Genomic DNA, 15,007 nt, shown 5'->3' with positions numbered 1-15,007 from the left:
TGCCCTGCGCGTGCCGTCCAGGCCGCGCGGTACGGCGTCGCGGCGGTCGCGCGGTGCGGCGAGGAGCGTGCAGTGCGGCGGGCCGGGTGGGCGGCGAGTGGCCCCCACCCGGCTTCGCCGTACCGGGAAGCCTGCGGGAAGGTCGCGGGCGGTCAGGCGTGGTGGCAGCGCACGTGCTGGGCCACCTCGGCGGCGGCCTCGGCGCCGTAGGCGGAGGCGAAGCGCTCCAGGAAGACCTTCTGGCCGAGCTCGTACTCCTGTCCGCCGACACGCTCCAGCACGTGGGTGGCGGTGAGGTTGCCGATCTGGCCGCAGCGCTCCAGGGACAGACCCCAGGCGAGGCCGGCCAGGAAGCCCGAGCGGAAGGCGTCGCCGACGCCGGTGGGGTCGGCCTTGCCCAGCTCGGGGGCCGCCGGGACGTGCAGAGACGGCTCGCCCTTGCGGTCGATCACGACGCCCTTGGGGCCGAGCGTGGTGACGCGGACGCCGACCCGGGCGAGGATCTCCTCGTCGGACCAGCCGGTCTTCTGCTCGATCAGGCCCTTCTCGTAGTCGTTGCCGAACAGGTAGGCGGCGCCGTCGACCAGCGTGCGGATCTGCTCTCCGGGCATGCGGGCCAGCTGCTGGGAGGGGTCGGCGGCGAACGGGATGCCGCGCTGGCGGGCCTCGTCGGTGTGGCGGAGCATCGCGTCGGGGTCGTTGGGGCTGATCAGCACCAGGTCCAGCCCGCCCACCCGGTCGGCGATCGGCTGCAGCTCGATCAGCCGGGCATCGGCCATCGCGCCGGTGTAGAACGACGCGATCTGGTTGTGCTCCTCGTCGGTGGTGCACAGGAACCGGGCCGTGTGGTACGTCTCGGAGGTGTGCACCGAGGCGCAGTCGACGCCGTGCCGCTCCAGCCAGGAGCGGTAGTCGGCGAAGTCGGTGCCGACCGCGCCGACGAGGATCGGCGACAGGCCCAGGCAGCCCATCCCGAAGCTGATGTTGGCTGCGCAGCCGCCGCGGCGGACCTGCAGGTCGTCCACGAGGAACGACAGGGAGACCCGGTCGAGCTGGTCGGCGATGAGCTGGTCGCCGAAGCGGCCGGGGAAGGTCATCAGGTGGTCGGTCGCGATGGAGCCGGTGACGGCGATGCGCACGGGATCCTTCTCCTCGTTGTCAGCATCTCGGGAAATGAGCCCCGCAAGAATACGCGAACTCCTGGCGCGGCAAAGCCCTGCGGAGTGAGGAACATCTCACCCGGCAGGGCTTCGTCACCGTCCGATGAGGGACAGATCTCGCTTAGTTAAACGAATCGCCGCAGGCACAGGAGCCCGTGGCGTTCGGGTTGTCGATCGTGAAGCCCTGCTTCTCGATCGTGTCGACGAAGTCGACCGTGGCGCCCACGAGGTAGGGGGCGCTCATCCGGTCGGTGACCACGCTGACGCCGTTGAAGTCCGTGACGACGTCGCCGTCCATCGAACGGTCGTCGAAGAAGAGCTGGTAGCGCAGACCGGAGCAGCCGCCGGGCTGCACGGCCACGCGCAACTGGAGGCCTTCCTCGCCCTGCTGCTCCAGCAGGCTCTTGACCTTGGCGGCAGCCGCGTCACTGAGGATCAGGCCCTGTGCCGTGGTCTCGCTGCTCTCAACCGACATGTGGTGACTCCCGCGTCCGCGTCAACCGCCCGTCCCGGGCGGCTGTCTGTTTCTGACGTCCTTCTTAGACGCTACCAACACCTGTCCACTGCCACACATTCCATGCCCCTCCCCGGAATAAACGCCGGGGGCCGTGTGTCATCATTAGTCGTCAGTTCGACGATAAGGGGGTGTGGTCGTGACGACCACCGAGACCGGGCTTCCACTCTTCGTCCTCGGCCAGGGCGCCGACGCGCACAGCGAGCGCGGGGTGGACTGTCCCGGAGAGCTGCCGCCCGCCTCCGACCCGACGCTCGTGGAGCGTGCGCGGCGGGCCAAGGCGGCGCTCGGCGACCGGGTCTTCGTGCTCGGCCACCACTACCAGCGTGACGAGGTCATCCAGTTCGCCGACGTGACCGGCGACTCGTTCAAGCTCGCCCGCGAAGCCGCGGCCCGCCCCGAGGCCGAGTACATCGTCTTCTGCGGCGTGCACTTCATGGCCGAGTCCGCCGACATCCTGACCGGCGACGCCCAGCGGGTCGTGCTGCCCGACATGGCGGCCGGGTGCTCGATGGCCGACATGGCCACCTTCGACCAGGTCGAGGAGTGCTGGGAGGCGCTGGAGGACGCCGGGATCGCCGGCGTCACCGTCCCGGTGACCTACATGAACTCCAGCGCCGACATCAAGGCCTTCTGCGGGCGCAACGGCGGCGCCGTGTGCACCTCCTCCAACGCCAGGCGGGCCCTGGACTGGGCCTTCTCCCGCGGGGAGAAGGTCCTGTTCCTGCCCGACCAGCACCTGGGCCGCAACACGGCGGTGCTGGAGATGGGCCTGTCGCTGGACGACTGCGTCGTCTACAACCCGCACCGGCCGAACGGCGGCCTGACGGAGCAGCAGCTGCGCGACGCGAAGATGATCCTGTGGCGGGGGCACTGCTCGGTGCACGGCCGCTTCTCCGCGCAGAACGTCGACGACGTGCGCGAGCGCATCCCGGGCGTCAACGTGCTGGTCCACCCCGAGTGCCGGCACGAGGTGGTCGTCAAGGCCGACCACGTCGGCTCGACCGAGTACATCATCAAGAAGCTCGAGGCCGCCCCCGCGGGCTCCTCCTGGGCGATCGGCACCGAGCTGAACCTCGTCAAGCGGCTCGGGACCATGTTCCCCGACAAGAACGTGACGTTCCTGGACCGGACCGTCTGCTACTGCTCGACGATGAACCGGATCGACCTGCCGCACCTGGTGTGGGCGCTGGAGTCCCTCGCCGCCGGCCAGGTGGTCAACCAGATCACCGTGGACGCCGACACCACCCACTGGGCCAAGGTCGCCCTGGACCGCATGCTCGCCCTCCCCTGACTCCGTCCCCCGCGGCGGAGCGCGGGCGAAGGCACCGAAGGCCCCGGCGGCACCCGCCGGGGCCTTCGCGCGTTCTCCGGGTCAGCGCTCCCTGGTGTAGCGCATGAACTGCTGCTCGTACTCCTTGGCGTCGGTGCTCGTGGCGAGCACCCGCTTCACCTGGCCCTTGAGGTCGATGATCACGGCCTCGTGGCTGGAGCCCTTCGCCTGCCACGCCACGATGTGCTGGTCGTCGTACCAGCCGACGAGCCGCTTGGTGTCGAACGGGATCCGGGCCGTCGGCTCCCCGTCGGCGGCGGTGGACCAGACGCAGATCTCCGTCTCGCCGCCCTTGCAGTAGGTCATGAGCAGCGTGCCGGACGGGTTGATGTCGTCGCCCTCGACGGTGAGCGGGGTGCCCACGTCCAGCAGGGTCTGCAGCACGGTCCCCTGCAGGTCGTAGAAGCGGATGCGCTGGGTCTTGCCGGTGAGCGCCCAGGTGCCGACCGCCCGGCCGTCGCCCCGCCAGAAGTAGCTCCAGGTGCCGGCGTCCTTCTCCTTCACCCTGACGATCTCGGCCTTCTTCGTGGCGACGTCGATGATCGCGTAGCCGTACGGGTTGCTCTTGTCGCCGGCCGCCTCGTACAGCGTCACCAGGCCCTTGGTCCCGTCCGGCGACCACTGCGGGTAGATCGGGTAGACCGGCGCCTTGGTGATCTTCACCTTGCTCTCCGCGCCGCTCTCGTGGTCGACGATGGAGACGATGGCGTAGCTGTCGGTGCTGTAGACCCGGTCGGTGCCGAGGGCGTGGGTGCCGGCGAAGTTCAGCGTGTACTGGAAGTACTTGTCGTTCTTGACGAACTCGTCGGTGCCGGCCTTGCGGACGTACAGGTGTTTGTCCCGCTCCAGGCTGTAGGAGCTCAGCTTGATCGGATCCTTGTCGCTCTCGTGGATCGTGATGGAGCTGCCCGGAAGCTTGATCTTCCGGTCCGCCTCGGGCACCGACGCCACGGCCGGGGTGGGCGGTGCGGAGGACTGCCCGCTGGGACCGGCCTGGGGGGTGGCGGTCGGCCCCGGCGTGCCGTTGCCCCGCAGCACCACCGTGACCCCGACCGCGATGAGCGCGACCACGAGCCCGGCGCCGATCGCGACCCAGATCCGGCGGACTCCGCCGGAGGCCTTCGCCCGCCCCGCCGCGGGGTACGCCGGGCCGCCCTGCGATGGGACGGTCGGGCCTCCGTAGGGTTGCTGGGCGAACCCTCCGGGGCCCGGCTGCGCGAAGCCCCCGGGGCCGGTCTGGTGCGGCGGGTAGCCGCCCGGAGCCGGTTGCTGCGCGAAACCCCCCGGGCCCGTCTGGTGGGGTGGGTAGCCGCCCGGACCGGTCTGGTTCGGCCCCGGCCCCTGCGGCCCGGACTGGTACGGGAAACCCCCGGGACCGGTCTGGTGCGGCGGGTAGCCGCCCGGAGCCGACTGCTGCGCGAAACCCCCCGGGCCCGTCTGGTACGGCACGGGCCCCTGCGGCCCGGACGCGTACGGATAGCCCTCGGGACCGGTCTGCTGAGCGGCGGCCAGTCCCTCGGCGAGCATGCCGCGGGGGGAGGTGGGAGGCGGCGTGCCCTGCGCGCCCGGACCGGCGTGGCCGAGCAGGCGCATCAGCGCCTCGCTCGCCGTCGGGCGCCGACCGGCGTCCTTGGCCAGGCAGTGGCCGACCAGCTCGCGCAGCGCCGGATCGGCGATCGCCGACAGGTCCGGCTCCATGTTCATGATGCGGTTGAAGATCGCCGGCAGGCTGTCGGTGCCGAACGGCGGCTGCCCGGTGGCCGCGAAGACCATCGTGCAGCCCCAGGCGAACATGTCGGCGGCCGAGCCGGCGTTCTCCCCCGCGAGCTGCTCGGGGGTCATGTAGGCGGGGGTGCCGATCGCCGTCGCGGTCAGCGTCGAGGTCCGGTCGAGGGCCTTGGCGATGCCGAAGTCGATGACCCGCGGGCCGTCGGAGGCGAGCAGCACGTTGGACGGCTTGAAGTCGCGGTGCACGATCCCGGCCTGGTGGATCGCCACGAGCGCGGTGACCGTGCCGATCGCGAGCCGGTGCAGCGCCGAGCCGGAACGCGGTCCCTCGGCGCCCACGACCGCGTCGAGCGTCGGCCCGTCGATGTACTCGCTGACGATGTACGGCCGGTGCTCGTCCACACCGGTCTCCAGCACCGCGGCGGTGCAGAACGGCGACACCTGCCGGGTCGTGCTGACCTCGCGAACGAAACGTTCCAAAGCCTCCTCGTCCTGGGCGAGGTCGGCACGGAGCAGCTTGACCGCGACGCGCACCCCTGCCGGGGACTCGCCGAGGTAGACCGTTCCCTGACCGCCCTCACCGAGACGGGCGGTGAGCCGGTACTCCCGCACCCTCGCGGGATCCCCGGGCCGCAGGGGCGCAAGATCCGGCATAATGACACCCTCCATTTATGGGATTTTTCCGTCCCATTGTGAGGGTAAAAGGTAACGGCCTGTGCAGCATGGTCGGGCCATGACAGATAAAGATCGGCAGACAGGCCGCGGTCCGGGGGAACCGGGCCTGTGCCGTACGGCCCGCGCTCGGAGAAGACCTGGTCCTCGCGTCTATCCGGGGATCAGGCCCTCGTCGCCGAGCATCTCCCGGACCTCCTCCATGGAGGCGTCTGCCGGAGGCAGGATCAGCTCGGAGGGCTCCAGGCTCTCGTCCGGAAGCGCCTTGCCGACGAGGCGGACCTGGTCCAGCAGAGCGTGCAGCCGGGCGCGGAACGCCTCCTCCTCTCCGGCCTCGATCGCGGCCTCGAGCTGCCCGTCCAGGTCGTTGAGGACGGCGAGGTCGCCCGCGGCGATCTCGACCTGGCCCTCGCCCATGATGCGAACGATCACTGCCCCTCCCCCGGCTGGCGGTACTGCTGCGTCGGCTGCGACTGCGGCTGCTGGTACGGCTCCTGGTGCGGCTCGGCCTGCGGCTGCTGCTGCGGCTGGCCGGGCGTGATCGCGCCCTGCGGCGCCGGCCCCTGTCCCAGCTCGGCCTTCATCCGGGCGATCTCCAGCTCCACGTCGCGGCCGCCGCCCATCCGGTCCAGCTCCGCCTGGATGTCGTCGCCGCGCGAACCGCTGAAGTCGTCGAGCGCGCCGCTCGCGAGCAGTTCGTCGATGGCGCCGGCCCGCGCCTGCATCTGCGCGGTCTTGTCCTCGGCACGCTGGATCGCCAGGCCGACGTCGCCCATCTCCTCGGAGATCCCGGAGAACGCCTCGTTGATGCGCGTCTGCGCCTCGGCGGCGGTGTAGGTCGCCTTGATGGTCTCCTTGCGGGTCCGGAAGGAGTCGACCTTGGCCTGGAGGCGGTGCGAGGCCGTGGTGAGCTTCTCCTCCTCGGCCTGCAGGTTGTCATGCTGCACCCGCAGGTCCGCGATCTGCCCCTGCAGGCTGCTGCGGCGGGTCAGGGCCTCGCGGGCCAGGTCCTCGCGGCCGACCCCGAGCGCCTTGCGGCCCTGCTCCTCAAGCTTGCGCGCCTGCGCCTCGATCTGGTTGATCTGCAGCTCGACGCGCTTGCGCGAGGTCGCCACATCGGCCACGCCCCGGCGCACCTTCTGCAGCAGCTCGAGCTGCCGCTGATAGGAGTAGTCCAGGGTCTCGCGCGGATCCTCCATCTTGTCCAAGGCATTGTTCGCCTTGGACTTAAAGATCATGGAAAGTCTCTTCATCACGCTCATGCGCGTCGGCCGTCCCCTTCTTCAAATGCGCTTCGGGTCTCCCCAGTGATTCCGGCCCCCGGGAAAAGCGGCGGATCCACATGGGTTCACCCTACGCATAACGCACGGGGGCGTCACTAAGTTGCAGTCCCGGTAGGCTGACGTTGTGTTCCGACGTACCCACGCCACCGCGGACGACTCCCCCGCCGTCTCCAACGATCCCAAGCCCGCGGGCAAGGGGCGCCCCACCCCCAAGCGCCGGGACGCCGAGGGCCGCCGCCGCCAGCCGGTGAACGCTCCGCAGAACCGCAAGGAGGCCTACAAGCAGCTCCGCGAGCGCCAGGCCTCCGACCGGGCCAAGGCGCGCGAGGGCATGATGCGCGGCGACGAGCGCTACTTCCCGGCCCGCGACCGCGGACCGGCGCGCAAGTTCGCCCGCGACTGGGTCGACTCCCGCCGCCTGGTCAGCCAGTACTTCCTGCCGTTCTCGCTGGTGATCCTGCTGTTCACCTGGATCCCCTTCCCCCCGCACATCCAGCGCTACGTCTACGAGGCCGTGATCGTCGTCGGCTGGCCGCTCATGATGGTGGGCGTCCTGTTCACCTCGATCTGGGTGTCGTGGAAGGTCAAGAAACTCGCGGCCGAGAAGTTCCCCGGCGAGAGCCTCAAGGGCGTCGGCTTCTACGCGGCCATGCGCGCGCTGCAGATCCGCAAGCTGCGCTTCCCGCCGCCCCAGTTCCTCCCCGGCGGCAAGCCCGTCCCGCCGAAGAAGTAGGTCTTCCTCCGAACCCCGCCCTCCGAGGAGAGGCGGGGTTCTCCCCTGTACGGCCCCGCCCCGCCGTACCGCGGCCGTCCGCCCCTTGGCACCCGCCGGCCGGCCCGTCCGGCGGCCCCGGTCACTCCCGGGTCACCCTCCCGATCCCGGCTGGTCGAGTACGACCTCCCATTCGAGCTCGCCGTCCACGACCACCGGCCTCCAGTAGCCGATGGACCCGCCGCGCTCCAGCGCGTCCGCGGTCAGCTTCAGCAGCGCGTGGTAGGAGCGGATCGGCACGTCCCCCGGCCTGAAGTCCAGGTTCCCCTCGTGGTCGGACTCGCCGACGTCGCGCCGGGCCGAGTCGACCACCAGGTGATTCCCCAGCCCATCGGCGCCGATCGGGATCATCCGGCCGTCCCACCACTCCGAGCGCGGGTCGGTGACGTCCTCGGCGTCGATCTCGCACAGTCCCCGCCAGGTGTCGCGGATCGCGCGCACGCTCATGTTCTCGTTCATGAGAAACCCGAATCCCCAGACCTTCCCGACGGGGACGGACCCGTTGTGCCGCAGCAGCGAGGCCCGCAGGTCGTCGGGGAAGCGCAGGCCCATCTGCGCCTCGGCGATCGCGATCGTCCTGGCGCGGGCGGGCGGGGCGAGCGTGCGGTGGCTGCTGGGCGCGTTGGCCCTGAGCCACCTCTCGATCCGCGCCCACTGCCGGTTCACCGCCCGGGTCACCCCCGGATCCACCTCCCGCACCACCGGGGTTCCCGTCCCCGGTCGGCAGTCCTCGTCAGGCCCCGGGCCGGCGGTCTCCGTGGCCGGGGGGAACGGCGGGGGGACCGACTCCGCGGAGGGGCGCGCGGCGGCCTCTCCGGTGGAAGGCCGGACGGTGCGCGGCATGACGTCGGACATGAACACGCTGCCGTCCCCGGTGGCCGGCGGGAGCGTCTCCGCCGTGCAGAAGGCGTGCAGCATGCCGTTCGCGTCCCGCGAGGGCGGGGTGCAGTCGCGGCCGTCGTAGAAGTCCTGGAGGTGCTCCGGATAGACGTGCTCCTCCGTGTACTCGGGCCCGGCGGCCGTCTCCTTGGAGAAGACCGCCGCCTCCAGGGCCTGGGTGGCGAAGACCAGCAGGCACAGCGCGATCGCGGCCGACCCCCAGCGGGTCAGTCGGCGGCGGGTCGCCTCGTCCAGCGGCGGACGAGGCGGCAGGAGTCTCTTCGGCTCGTACCGCGTGACGTTGTAACGCGCGAGGTCCGCGGCGGTGGGGGTGCCGAGGACCGGGGCGGGCGGCCACGGCGCCACGGCCTGCGCCGCCCTGGTGTCCGAAGCCGCAGGCGCCCCGGGAGGAGCGCCGGGGCCGGCGAGGGCCTGCCGGTCCTCCGGAGCCGAGGCAACCGTCCCCGGCTCGGACGCCGCCGGTCCGCGGGCCGCAGGAGCGCCGCGCCGCAGGCGCAGGACCGCCACCACGACCGCCGCCGTCGCAACCACCGCCAGCGCGAGCCGTACCCGTCGAGAACCGATCAACCGCAACACGCCGGGCAGAGTATCCCGGATCGGCTCATCTCAGGACGCCTACTAGGGTCGGAGCATGGAATTCCGTCACCTTGGCCGCAGCGGTCTCATGGTCAGCGAGATCAGCTACGGCAACTGGATCACGCACGGCTCCCAGGTCGAGGAGGACGCCGCAAAGGAATGCGTGAAGGCGGCGCTCGACGAGGGGATCACCACCTTCGACACGGCCGACGTGTACGCCGGGACCAGGGCCGAGGAGGTGCTCGGCCGCGCGCTCAAGGGCGTCCGCCGCGAGTCCCTGGAGATTTTCACGAAGGTCTACTGGCCCACGGGTTCGGGCCCCAACGACCGCGGCCTGTCCCGCAAGCACATCACCGAGTCGATCAACGGCTCGCTGCGCCGCCTGCAGACCGACTACGTCGATCTCTACCAGGCCCACCGCTTCGACGTCGAGACCCCGCTCGAGGAGACCCTCAAGACCTTCGACGACCTCGTACGGCAGGGCAAGGTGCTCTACGTCGGCGTCAGCGAGTGGAACGCCGAGCAGATCGCCGCCGCCCTGAAGATCGCCGACGAGATGGGCTTCGACCGCCTGGTCTCCAACCAGCCCCAGTACTCCATGCTGTGGCGGGTCATCGAGTCCGAGATCGTGCCGCTGTGCGAGAAGGAGGGCCTCAGCCAGATCGTCTGGTCCCCGATCGCGCAGGGCGTGCTCACCGGCAAGTATCTTCCGGGCCAGCCGCCGCCGGCCGGCTCCCGGGCCACCGACCCGACCGGGGGCAACTTCATCTCCCGGATGCTCACCGACGAGGTGCTCACCCGCGTGCAGGAGCTGAAGCCGATCGCCGCCGACCTCGGCCTCACGATGGCCCAGCTCGCGGTGGCGTGGGTGCTGCAGAACCCGAACGTGGCCTCGGCCATCGTCGGCGCGACCAGGCCGGAGCAGGTCCGCGACAACGTCAGGGCCGCCGGGGTGAAGCTGGACGCCGAGGTGCTGAAGAAGATCGACGCCGTGCTGGACCCGATCGTCGAGCGGGACCCGGCCAGGACCGTCAGCCCCGCCAAGCGCCCGTAACCGGAGCCCGGACCGGAGCCTCCGGGTCCCCTCCCACGTGGAAGGGGACCCGGAGGCTCCGCTTTCTGCCCGTTTTCAGCACGCCCGTCTTCGGCGCCCGTCTCGCGGGCCACGGCACGACCGGCGCCGCCTGAGCCCGCGTCTCCCGGGCCGCTCCGGAGGGGCTCATTCCGGGCGCAGGGACATCCCCTCGTACTCGGGCCGCTCGTCCTCCAGGAGGGTGACCCGCTCGACGCCGGCCTCCAGCAGCTCACGCCAGTTCTCACCGAGCCAGGACTCCGCGTCGGCCTGGTTCGAGAACGTGTCGCCCTGCAGGGCCCCCGCGGTGATCTCGCCACCGTCCGCGTTCTCGTAACGCCAGCGCCACGTCATTCCACACGCCCCTTCTCGCGGGTTCCCGCCACCGCCCCTCGACGGCTCAGCGAACCCTACTATCTCCGCAGGGCCCGGACGGGTCCTGCGGGATCATGCTGCCCGCTTCTCACCACCTGATCACGCGGGCCCCGGGGCGTGCGACCCTTTCATCGTGAAAGTCCTGCTCGAAGGTACGGCGGGGCCGTACGGCTGGCCCGTCCCCGGCTGCGGCTGCTCGTCCTGTTCCCGGCTGCCCGCCGCCGCCCGCCGCCGTCCCGCCCGGATCTCCGTCGACGGCCGTGTGCTCTCGCCGGGCGGCTGCGTGGTCGCCTCCGGCGGCGAACGCCTCCTGCACGCCCCCGCCGGCTCCGTCCCGGACGATGTCCCCGAGGACGTTCCCGGTGACGCCGGGGCCCCCTTCGACGTGGTCCTGATCGACCTGCTGGAGCGGCCCGAGCGCCTGGGCGGGCTGCGCCGCCGGGGGCTGGTCGGGGAGCGCACCCACGTCGTGGCCGTGGGGATCGACCACCGGGTGCCGACCGAGTCCGAGCTGGAACGGCGGCTCTCGCTGTGGGGGGCGCGAGCCGTACCCGACGGGACGGTGCTCGACACCTGTGAGCCCGCGCCCGCCCGGCCCGTGCCGCCGCGCAGGACGATCCTGCTGGGCGGTTCCCGGTCGGGCAAGTCGGCCGAGGCCGAGCTGCGCCTGCTGGCCGAGCCCGAGGTGGTCTACGTGGCGACCGGCCCGTCCGGCGGCGACGACCCGGAGTGGCTGGCGCGGGTCCGCGGCCACCGGGAGCGCCGGCCCGCGCACTGGGAGACGGCCGAGACCACGGAGGTGGCCGGGCTGCTGGAGACTGCGCGGTCGCCGTTGCTGATCGACGGGCTCGGCACCTGGATCACCGCCGTCTTCGACGAGTGCGGCGCGTGGGAGGGCGGCGCGCGGGCCCGCGAGCGGGTGGAGGCGCGGTGCGACGAGCTCGTGGCCGCCTGGCGGGGGACGCGGGCGCGGGTCGTGGCCGTCTCCGACGAGGTGGGCCTGGGGGTGGTCCCGGCCACCTCCAGCGGCCGGGCGTTCCGCGACGCCCTGGGACGGCTGAACCAGCGCCTGGTCGCCGAGTCCGAGGACGCCGCCCTCGTCGTGGCGGGCCGTCTGCTGCCCCTGCCGATCTGACCGTGCGCGCCCCGCCGGGCGCCGCGACCGCCGCCGGAGCATCGGAGCCGCCGCGGGCGGGGCGTTCGGCCGGCCGGACGGCTCCCCACTACGATCACCGCTTGTGCCCGAGACCCCGCACCCGGAGAACCCGCCCGAAGACCCGGGTGTCCCGCAGCAGCCGGGTGCCCGGCGGGGCCCCGGGGAACCGGACGGTCCGGAGCCGCCGTCCCGGAGCCCGCGGAGCTCGCGGGGCCCCGACCGGCCGTCCACGCTCGCCGACGGGTTCCGGCTGGCGGTGGGCACGCTGACCGTCTTCCCGGTGCGGCCGGGCACGGTCGACCGCCGGGCGGGAGGGCGGGCGATGGTACTCGCCCCGCTGGCCGGGGCTCTGCTCGGCGGGGTCGCGGCGGTCGTGCTCGCGGCCGCGCTCCGGCTGGAGGTCTCCCCGCTGCTCGCCTCGGCGCTGGCCGTGGGCGCGCTCGCGCTGCTCACCCGGGGCCTGCACCTGGACGGGCTGGCCGACCTGGCCGACGGGCTGGGCAGCGGCCGGCCCGCGGAGCAGGCCCTGGACATCATGAAGCGCTCCGACATCGGCCCGTTCGGCGTCGTGACGCTGGTCCTCACGTTGCTGGTCCAGACGGCGGCGCTGTCGGAGGCCGCGTCGGCGGGGATCGGCCCGCCCGCGCTGGTCGCCGCCTGCGTCGCGGGGCGGCTCGCGCTCACCTGGGCCTGCCGCGAGCGCGTGCCCTCCGCCCGGCCCGGCGGGCTGGGTTCGATGGTGGCCGGGACGGTACGGCGCGGCCCCGCCCTGGCCGCCACCGCGCTCTCCCTCACGGGCGTGGCCGCCGTGACGTTCGTGTTCTGCCTCGGCACCGCCTCGGACCTTTCCGAGCCGGGCCTCTCCACTTTCCGCTCTCCGCTCGTCAACCCGTTCCCGGTCGTCCTCGTGCTTCTTCCCGCGGCGGTGGCGGCGGGCCTGCTGGCGGCGTCGGCGCTGCGGCGCAGGGCGGTGCGGCGGCTGGGCGGGATCACCGGGGACGTGCTCGGCGCGCTCGTCGAGACCGCCACCGCCGCCGCCCTGGTGACCTGCGCGATCCTCTGGTGACCTGCCGCGCCCCCGGCGTTCCCTCCGGTCCGCTCAGGCCGGTGACCCCCGCGACGGCGACCGCCCCCGGGAGCTGGAGGCGTGCCGCCTCGGAGTGGGGACGGACGGGGTCATGAGATCTCCCTGATGATGTGGATCACTTCTTCCGGGCCGTAGCCGTACCGGTCGGCCTCGGCGAGCAACTCGCGCGCCGCCTCCACCAGCACGGCGTGGGCGTCGGGGCGGCTGAGCACGCTGACGCCCCGGCCGCGGCGGAACTCCAGCAGGCCCTCGTCGCGCAGGTCGCGCAGGGCGCGCAGCACGGTGTTGGCGTTGATGCCGAGCGCGCCGGCCAGATCCCTGGCGGGGGGCAGCCGGTCGCCCGGCGCGTAGGACCCGTCGGCGATGGCGCGGCGGATCGCTCCGGCGACCTGCTCGTGCAGGGGACGGGGGTCGTTGAGATCCAGAGTGAGCAACATGGTGCTATTGACATTAGCGCCAAATGCGAAATGAAGCCAGCAGGATTAGCACCATTCGAGGGCTACCGATTGGTAGGATGAACCCCCGTTTATGTGTACGGCCAAAGCAGGACTAGCATCTGGCTACGTGACCACTGTGCGGCTGAACCCAAGTGACAACGTCGTCTCTTTCGACACCGATGCGCTGGTCGTCGGAGTCCACACCGGCCCGGACGGCCTGCGGGCCGCGCCCGGCGCCGAGGGGCTCGACGAGGCGCTCGGCGGCAAGCTGGCCGCGACCCTCGACGCCCTGGGCGTCAAGGGCAAGCCGGGCGAGATCGCCAAGGTGCCGACCTTCGGCGCGCTGACCGCCCCGCTCCTCGTCGTCGTCGGCCTCGGTGACGCCCCCGAGGGCGACCATGACCCTGAGGCCCTCCGCCGCGCCGCGGGCGTCGCCGCCCGCGCCCTGGCCGGGACCGCCCGCGTCGCGCTCGCCCTGCCCGCCGCCTCCGCGGAGCAGGCCGGCGCCGTGGCCCTGGGCGGTCTGCTGGGCGCCTACTCCTTCACCAAGTACCGGACCGGCGAGCAGCAGACCGCCCCGGTGGGCGAGATCACCGTGCTGAGCGGGGCCGGGGGCGCCGAGGCGGCCGTCGAACGCGCCGCCACCGTCGCGACCTCCGTCTGCCTCGTCCGCGACCTGGTCAACACCCCGCCGTCGGACCTGTGGCCGTCCCGCTTCGCCGAGATCGCCGAGCAGACCGGCGGCGAGGCCGGGCTCTCGGTCGAGATCCTCGACGAGAAGGCCCTCAAGGAGGGCGGCTACGGCGGCATCGTCGCCGTCGGCCAGGGCTCGGCCAACCCGCCGCGCCTGGTCCGCCTCGCCTACAGCCACCCGGAGGCCGCCAAGACGATCGCGTTCGTCGGCAAGGGCATCACCTTCGACTCGGGCGGCCTGTCGCTCAAGCCGACCTCCTCCATGGACTGGATGAAGTCCGACATGGGCGGCGCGGGCGCGGTCTTCGGCGCGCTCGTCGCCATCGCGCGGCTGGGCCTGAAGGTCAACGCGGTCGGCTACCTCTGCCTGGCGGAGAACATGCCGAGCGGCACCGCGCAGCGCCCCTCCGACGTGTTCACCAGCTTCGCGGGCAAGACCGTCGAGGTGCTCGACACCGACGCCGAGGGCCGCCTGGTCCTGATCGACGGCATCGCCCGCGCCGGCCAGGACAACCCGGACCTCATCGTGGACATCGCCACGCTCACCGGCGCGCAGATCGTCGCGCTCGGCTGGCGCACGGCGGGTGTCATGGCCAACGACGACGAGCTCCGCGAGGAGGTCGTCGCGGTGGCCGGCGAGCAGGGCGAGAACGCCTGGGGCATGCCGCTGCCCGAGGAGCTGCGCAAGGGCCTCGACTCCCCCGTGGCCGACATCGCCAACCTGAACCCCGACCGGTTCGGCGGCATGCTGAGCGCGGGCATCTTCCTGCGCGAGTTCGTGCCGGACGGCGTCAAGTGGGCGCACATCGACATGGCCGGCCCCGCCTTCAACAAGGGCGAGGCGCACGGCTACACGCCGAAGGGCGGGACGGGCGCGATCACCCGGACCCTGGTCGGCCTCGCCGAGCGTTATGCGGGCTGAGAAACCGGCATGAGCTCGCGGAACACAGCGGGCTCAGAAGCCGGCATGAGCTCGCGGAACACAGCGGGCTCAGAAGCCGGCATGAGCTCGCGGAACACAGCGGGCTCAGAAGCCGGCATGAGCTCGCGGAACACAGCGGGCTCAGAAGCCGGCATGAGCTCGCGGAACACAGCGGGCCGGCAGGCCCGTCTCCCGGCCCCGCGCACACCGCGCGGGCCGGGTGCGGGCCCGGCGTTCCGCCCCGCGCGAGCGGGGCACATGCGACACGGACAAGTGAAAAGATGCGGTTGCCGGGGCCGGGCCGACAGCGGGTCCCCGGTGGCATAC

At 72.2% G+C, this 15,007-nt stretch carries 14 protein-coding genes; 6 read left to right on the top strand and 8 right to left on the bottom strand.

The window, feature by feature from the left end; all coding sequences use genetic code 11:
• Window positions 1–152: 152 nt before the first annotated feature.
• Window positions 153–1,139 (bottom strand): carbohydrate kinase family protein, encoded by a 987-nt coding sequence (locus HS041_RS16315; protein WP_196441526.1) that lies wholly within the window; start codon window positions 1,137–1,139, stop codon window positions 153–155.
• A gap of 142 nt (window positions 1,140–1,281) precedes the next feature.
• On the bottom strand, window positions 1,282–1,635 hold the full coding sequence (gene erpA / locus HS041_RS16310) for an iron-sulfur cluster insertion protein ErpA (protein ID WP_068894270.1): 354 nt from the start codon (window positions 1,633–1,635) through the stop codon (window positions 1,282–1,284).
• A 178-nt stretch (window positions 1,636–1,813) separates the two neighbouring features.
• On the opposite strand from erpA, the gene nadA reads away from it, so the two are divergent.
• Complete coding sequence (nadA, locus tag HS041_RS16305) at window positions 1,814–2,968, top strand: quinolinate synthase NadA (protein ID WP_196441525.1); 1,155 nt, start codon at window positions 1,814–1,816, stop codon at window positions 2,966–2,968.
• 81 nt (window positions 2,969–3,049) lie between these two features.
• On the opposite strand, the gene HS041_RS39765 is transcribed toward nadA, so the two are convergent.
• The 3 genes from HS041_RS39765 to HS041_RS16290 form a co-directional block, all read right to left on the bottom strand.
• On the bottom strand, window positions 3,050–5,389 hold the full coding sequence (locus tag HS041_RS39765) for a serine/threonine protein kinase (protein ID WP_196441524.1): 2,340 nt from the start codon (window positions 5,387–5,389) through the stop codon (window positions 3,050–3,052).
• 171 nt (window positions 5,390–5,560) lie between these two features.
• Window positions 5,561–5,839, bottom strand: coding sequence for a PspA-associated protein PspAA (pspAA, locus tag HS041_RS16295; RefSeq protein WP_196441523.1), 279 nt, complete (start codon window positions 5,837–5,839; stop codon window positions 5,561–5,563).
• The gene (locus HS041_RS16290; protein WP_196441522.1) at window positions 5,836–6,669 is read right to left on the bottom strand and encodes a PspA/IM30 family protein; all 834 of its coding nucleotides are present in this window, start codon (window positions 6,667–6,669) and stop codon (window positions 5,836–5,838) included. The genes pspAA and HS041_RS16290 overlap by 4 nt, the downstream gene beginning before the upstream one ends.
• A 145-nt stretch (window positions 6,670–6,814) precedes the next feature.
• Here HS041_RS16290 and HS041_RS16285 point away from each other — a divergent pair, with 145 nt between their 5' ends.
• Window positions 6,815–7,423, top strand: coding sequence for a DUF3043 domain-containing protein (locus HS041_RS16285; protein ID WP_196441521.1), 609 nt, complete (start codon window positions 6,815–6,817; stop codon window positions 7,421–7,423).
• 132 nt (window positions 7,424–7,555) lie between these two features.
• On the opposite strand, the gene HS041_RS16280 is transcribed toward HS041_RS16285, so the two are convergent.
• A complete protein-coding gene (locus tag HS041_RS16280) occupies window positions 7,556–8,938 on the bottom strand; it encodes an SMI1/KNR4 family protein (RefSeq protein WP_196441520.1) in 1,383 nt (460 codons plus the stop codon).
• 55 nt (window positions 8,939–8,993) lie between these two features.
• Here HS041_RS16280 and HS041_RS16275 point away from each other — a divergent pair, with 55 nt between their 5' ends.
• Window positions 8,994–9,992: an aldo/keto reductase family protein gene (locus HS041_RS16275; protein ID WP_196441519.1), complete on the top strand. Its 999-nt coding sequence runs from the start codon at window positions 8,994–8,996 to the stop codon at window positions 9,990–9,992.
• A gap of 165 nt (window positions 9,993–10,157) precedes the next feature.
• Here HS041_RS16275 and HS041_RS16270 read toward each other — a convergent pair whose 3' ends face one another.
• Window positions 10,158–10,364: a hypothetical protein gene (locus HS041_RS16270; RefSeq protein ID WP_196441518.1), complete on the bottom strand. Its 207-nt coding sequence runs from the start codon at window positions 10,362–10,364 to the stop codon at window positions 10,158–10,160.
• Between the two features lie 154 nt (window positions 10,365–10,518).
• On the opposite strand from HS041_RS16270, the gene HS041_RS16265 reads away from it, so the two are divergent.
• Both HS041_RS16265 and HS041_RS16260 read left to right on the top strand, forming a co-directional pair.
• Window positions 10,519–11,520, top strand: a complete 1,002-nt coding sequence (locus HS041_RS16265) for a bifunctional adenosylcobinamide kinase/adenosylcobinamide-phosphate guanylyltransferase (RefSeq protein ID WP_196441517.1) — start codon at window positions 10,519–10,521, stop codon at window positions 11,518–11,520.
• Between the two features lie 103 nt (window positions 11,521–11,623).
• Window positions 11,624–12,607 carry an adenosylcobinamide-GDP ribazoletransferase gene (locus HS041_RS16260; RefSeq protein WP_307845324.1) on the top strand — a complete coding sequence of 328 codons (984 nt, stop codon included), beginning with the start codon at window positions 11,624–11,626 and terminating at the stop codon, window positions 12,605–12,607.
• Window positions 12,608–12,717: 110 nt separating this feature from the next.
• Here the strand turns inward: HS041_RS16260 and HS041_RS16255 are convergent, their stop codons facing one another.
• The gene (locus tag HS041_RS16255; protein WP_196441516.1) at window positions 12,718–13,065 is read right to left on the bottom strand and encodes a GntR family transcriptional regulator; all 348 of its coding nucleotides are present in this window, start codon (window positions 13,063–13,065) and stop codon (window positions 12,718–12,720) included.
• A gap of 91 nt (window positions 13,066–13,156) precedes the next feature.
• Here HS041_RS16255 and HS041_RS16250 point away from each other — a divergent pair, with 91 nt between their 5' ends.
• Window positions 13,157–14,680: a leucyl aminopeptidase gene (locus HS041_RS16250; RefSeq protein WP_196441515.1), complete on the top strand. Its 1,524-nt coding sequence runs from the start codon at window positions 13,157–13,159 to the stop codon at window positions 14,678–14,680.
• The last annotated feature ends 327 nt before the right edge of the window (window positions 14,681–15,007 follow it).

Origin of the sequence: Planomonospora sp. ID67723, assembly GCF_015711605.1 — a bacterium.
Lineage (GTDB): Bacteria > Actinomycetota > Actinomycetes > Streptosporangiales > Streptosporangiaceae > Planomonospora_A.
The sequence above is the reverse complement of the archived record's forward strand: the minus strand, read 5'-3'. Positions and strand labels throughout refer to the sequence as shown.

What these genes read in the sequence shown, in the direction of transcription:
- erpA (WP_068894270.1), bottom strand. Translation starts at nt 1,635, where the DNA reads ATGTCGGTTGAGAGCAGCGAGACCACGGCACAGGGCCTGATCCTCAGT.
- HS041_RS39765 (WP_196441524.1), bottom strand. Translation starts at nt 5,389, where the DNA reads ATGCCGGATCTTGCGCCCCTGCGGCCCGGGGATCCCGCGAGGGTGCGG.
- HS041_RS16290 (WP_196441522.1), bottom strand. Translation starts at nt 6,669, where the DNA reads ATGAGCGTGATGAAGAGACTTTCCATGATCTTTAAGTCCAAGGCGAAC.
- HS041_RS16275 (WP_196441519.1), top strand. Translation starts at nt 8,994, where the DNA reads ATGGAATTCCGTCACCTTGGCCGCAGCGGTCTCATGGTCAGCGAGATC.
- HS041_RS16270 (WP_196441518.1), bottom strand. Translation starts at nt 10,364, where the DNA reads ATGACGTGGCGCTGGCGTTACGAGAACGCGGACGGTGGCGAGATCACC.
- HS041_RS16255 (WP_196441516.1), bottom strand. Translation starts at nt 13,065, where the DNA reads ATGTTGCTCACTCTGGATCTCAACGACCCCCGTCCCCTGCACGAGCAG.
- HS041_RS16250 (WP_196441515.1), top strand. Translation starts at nt 13,157, where the DNA reads ATGTGTACGGCCAAAGCAGGACTAGCATCTGGCTACGTGACCACTGTG.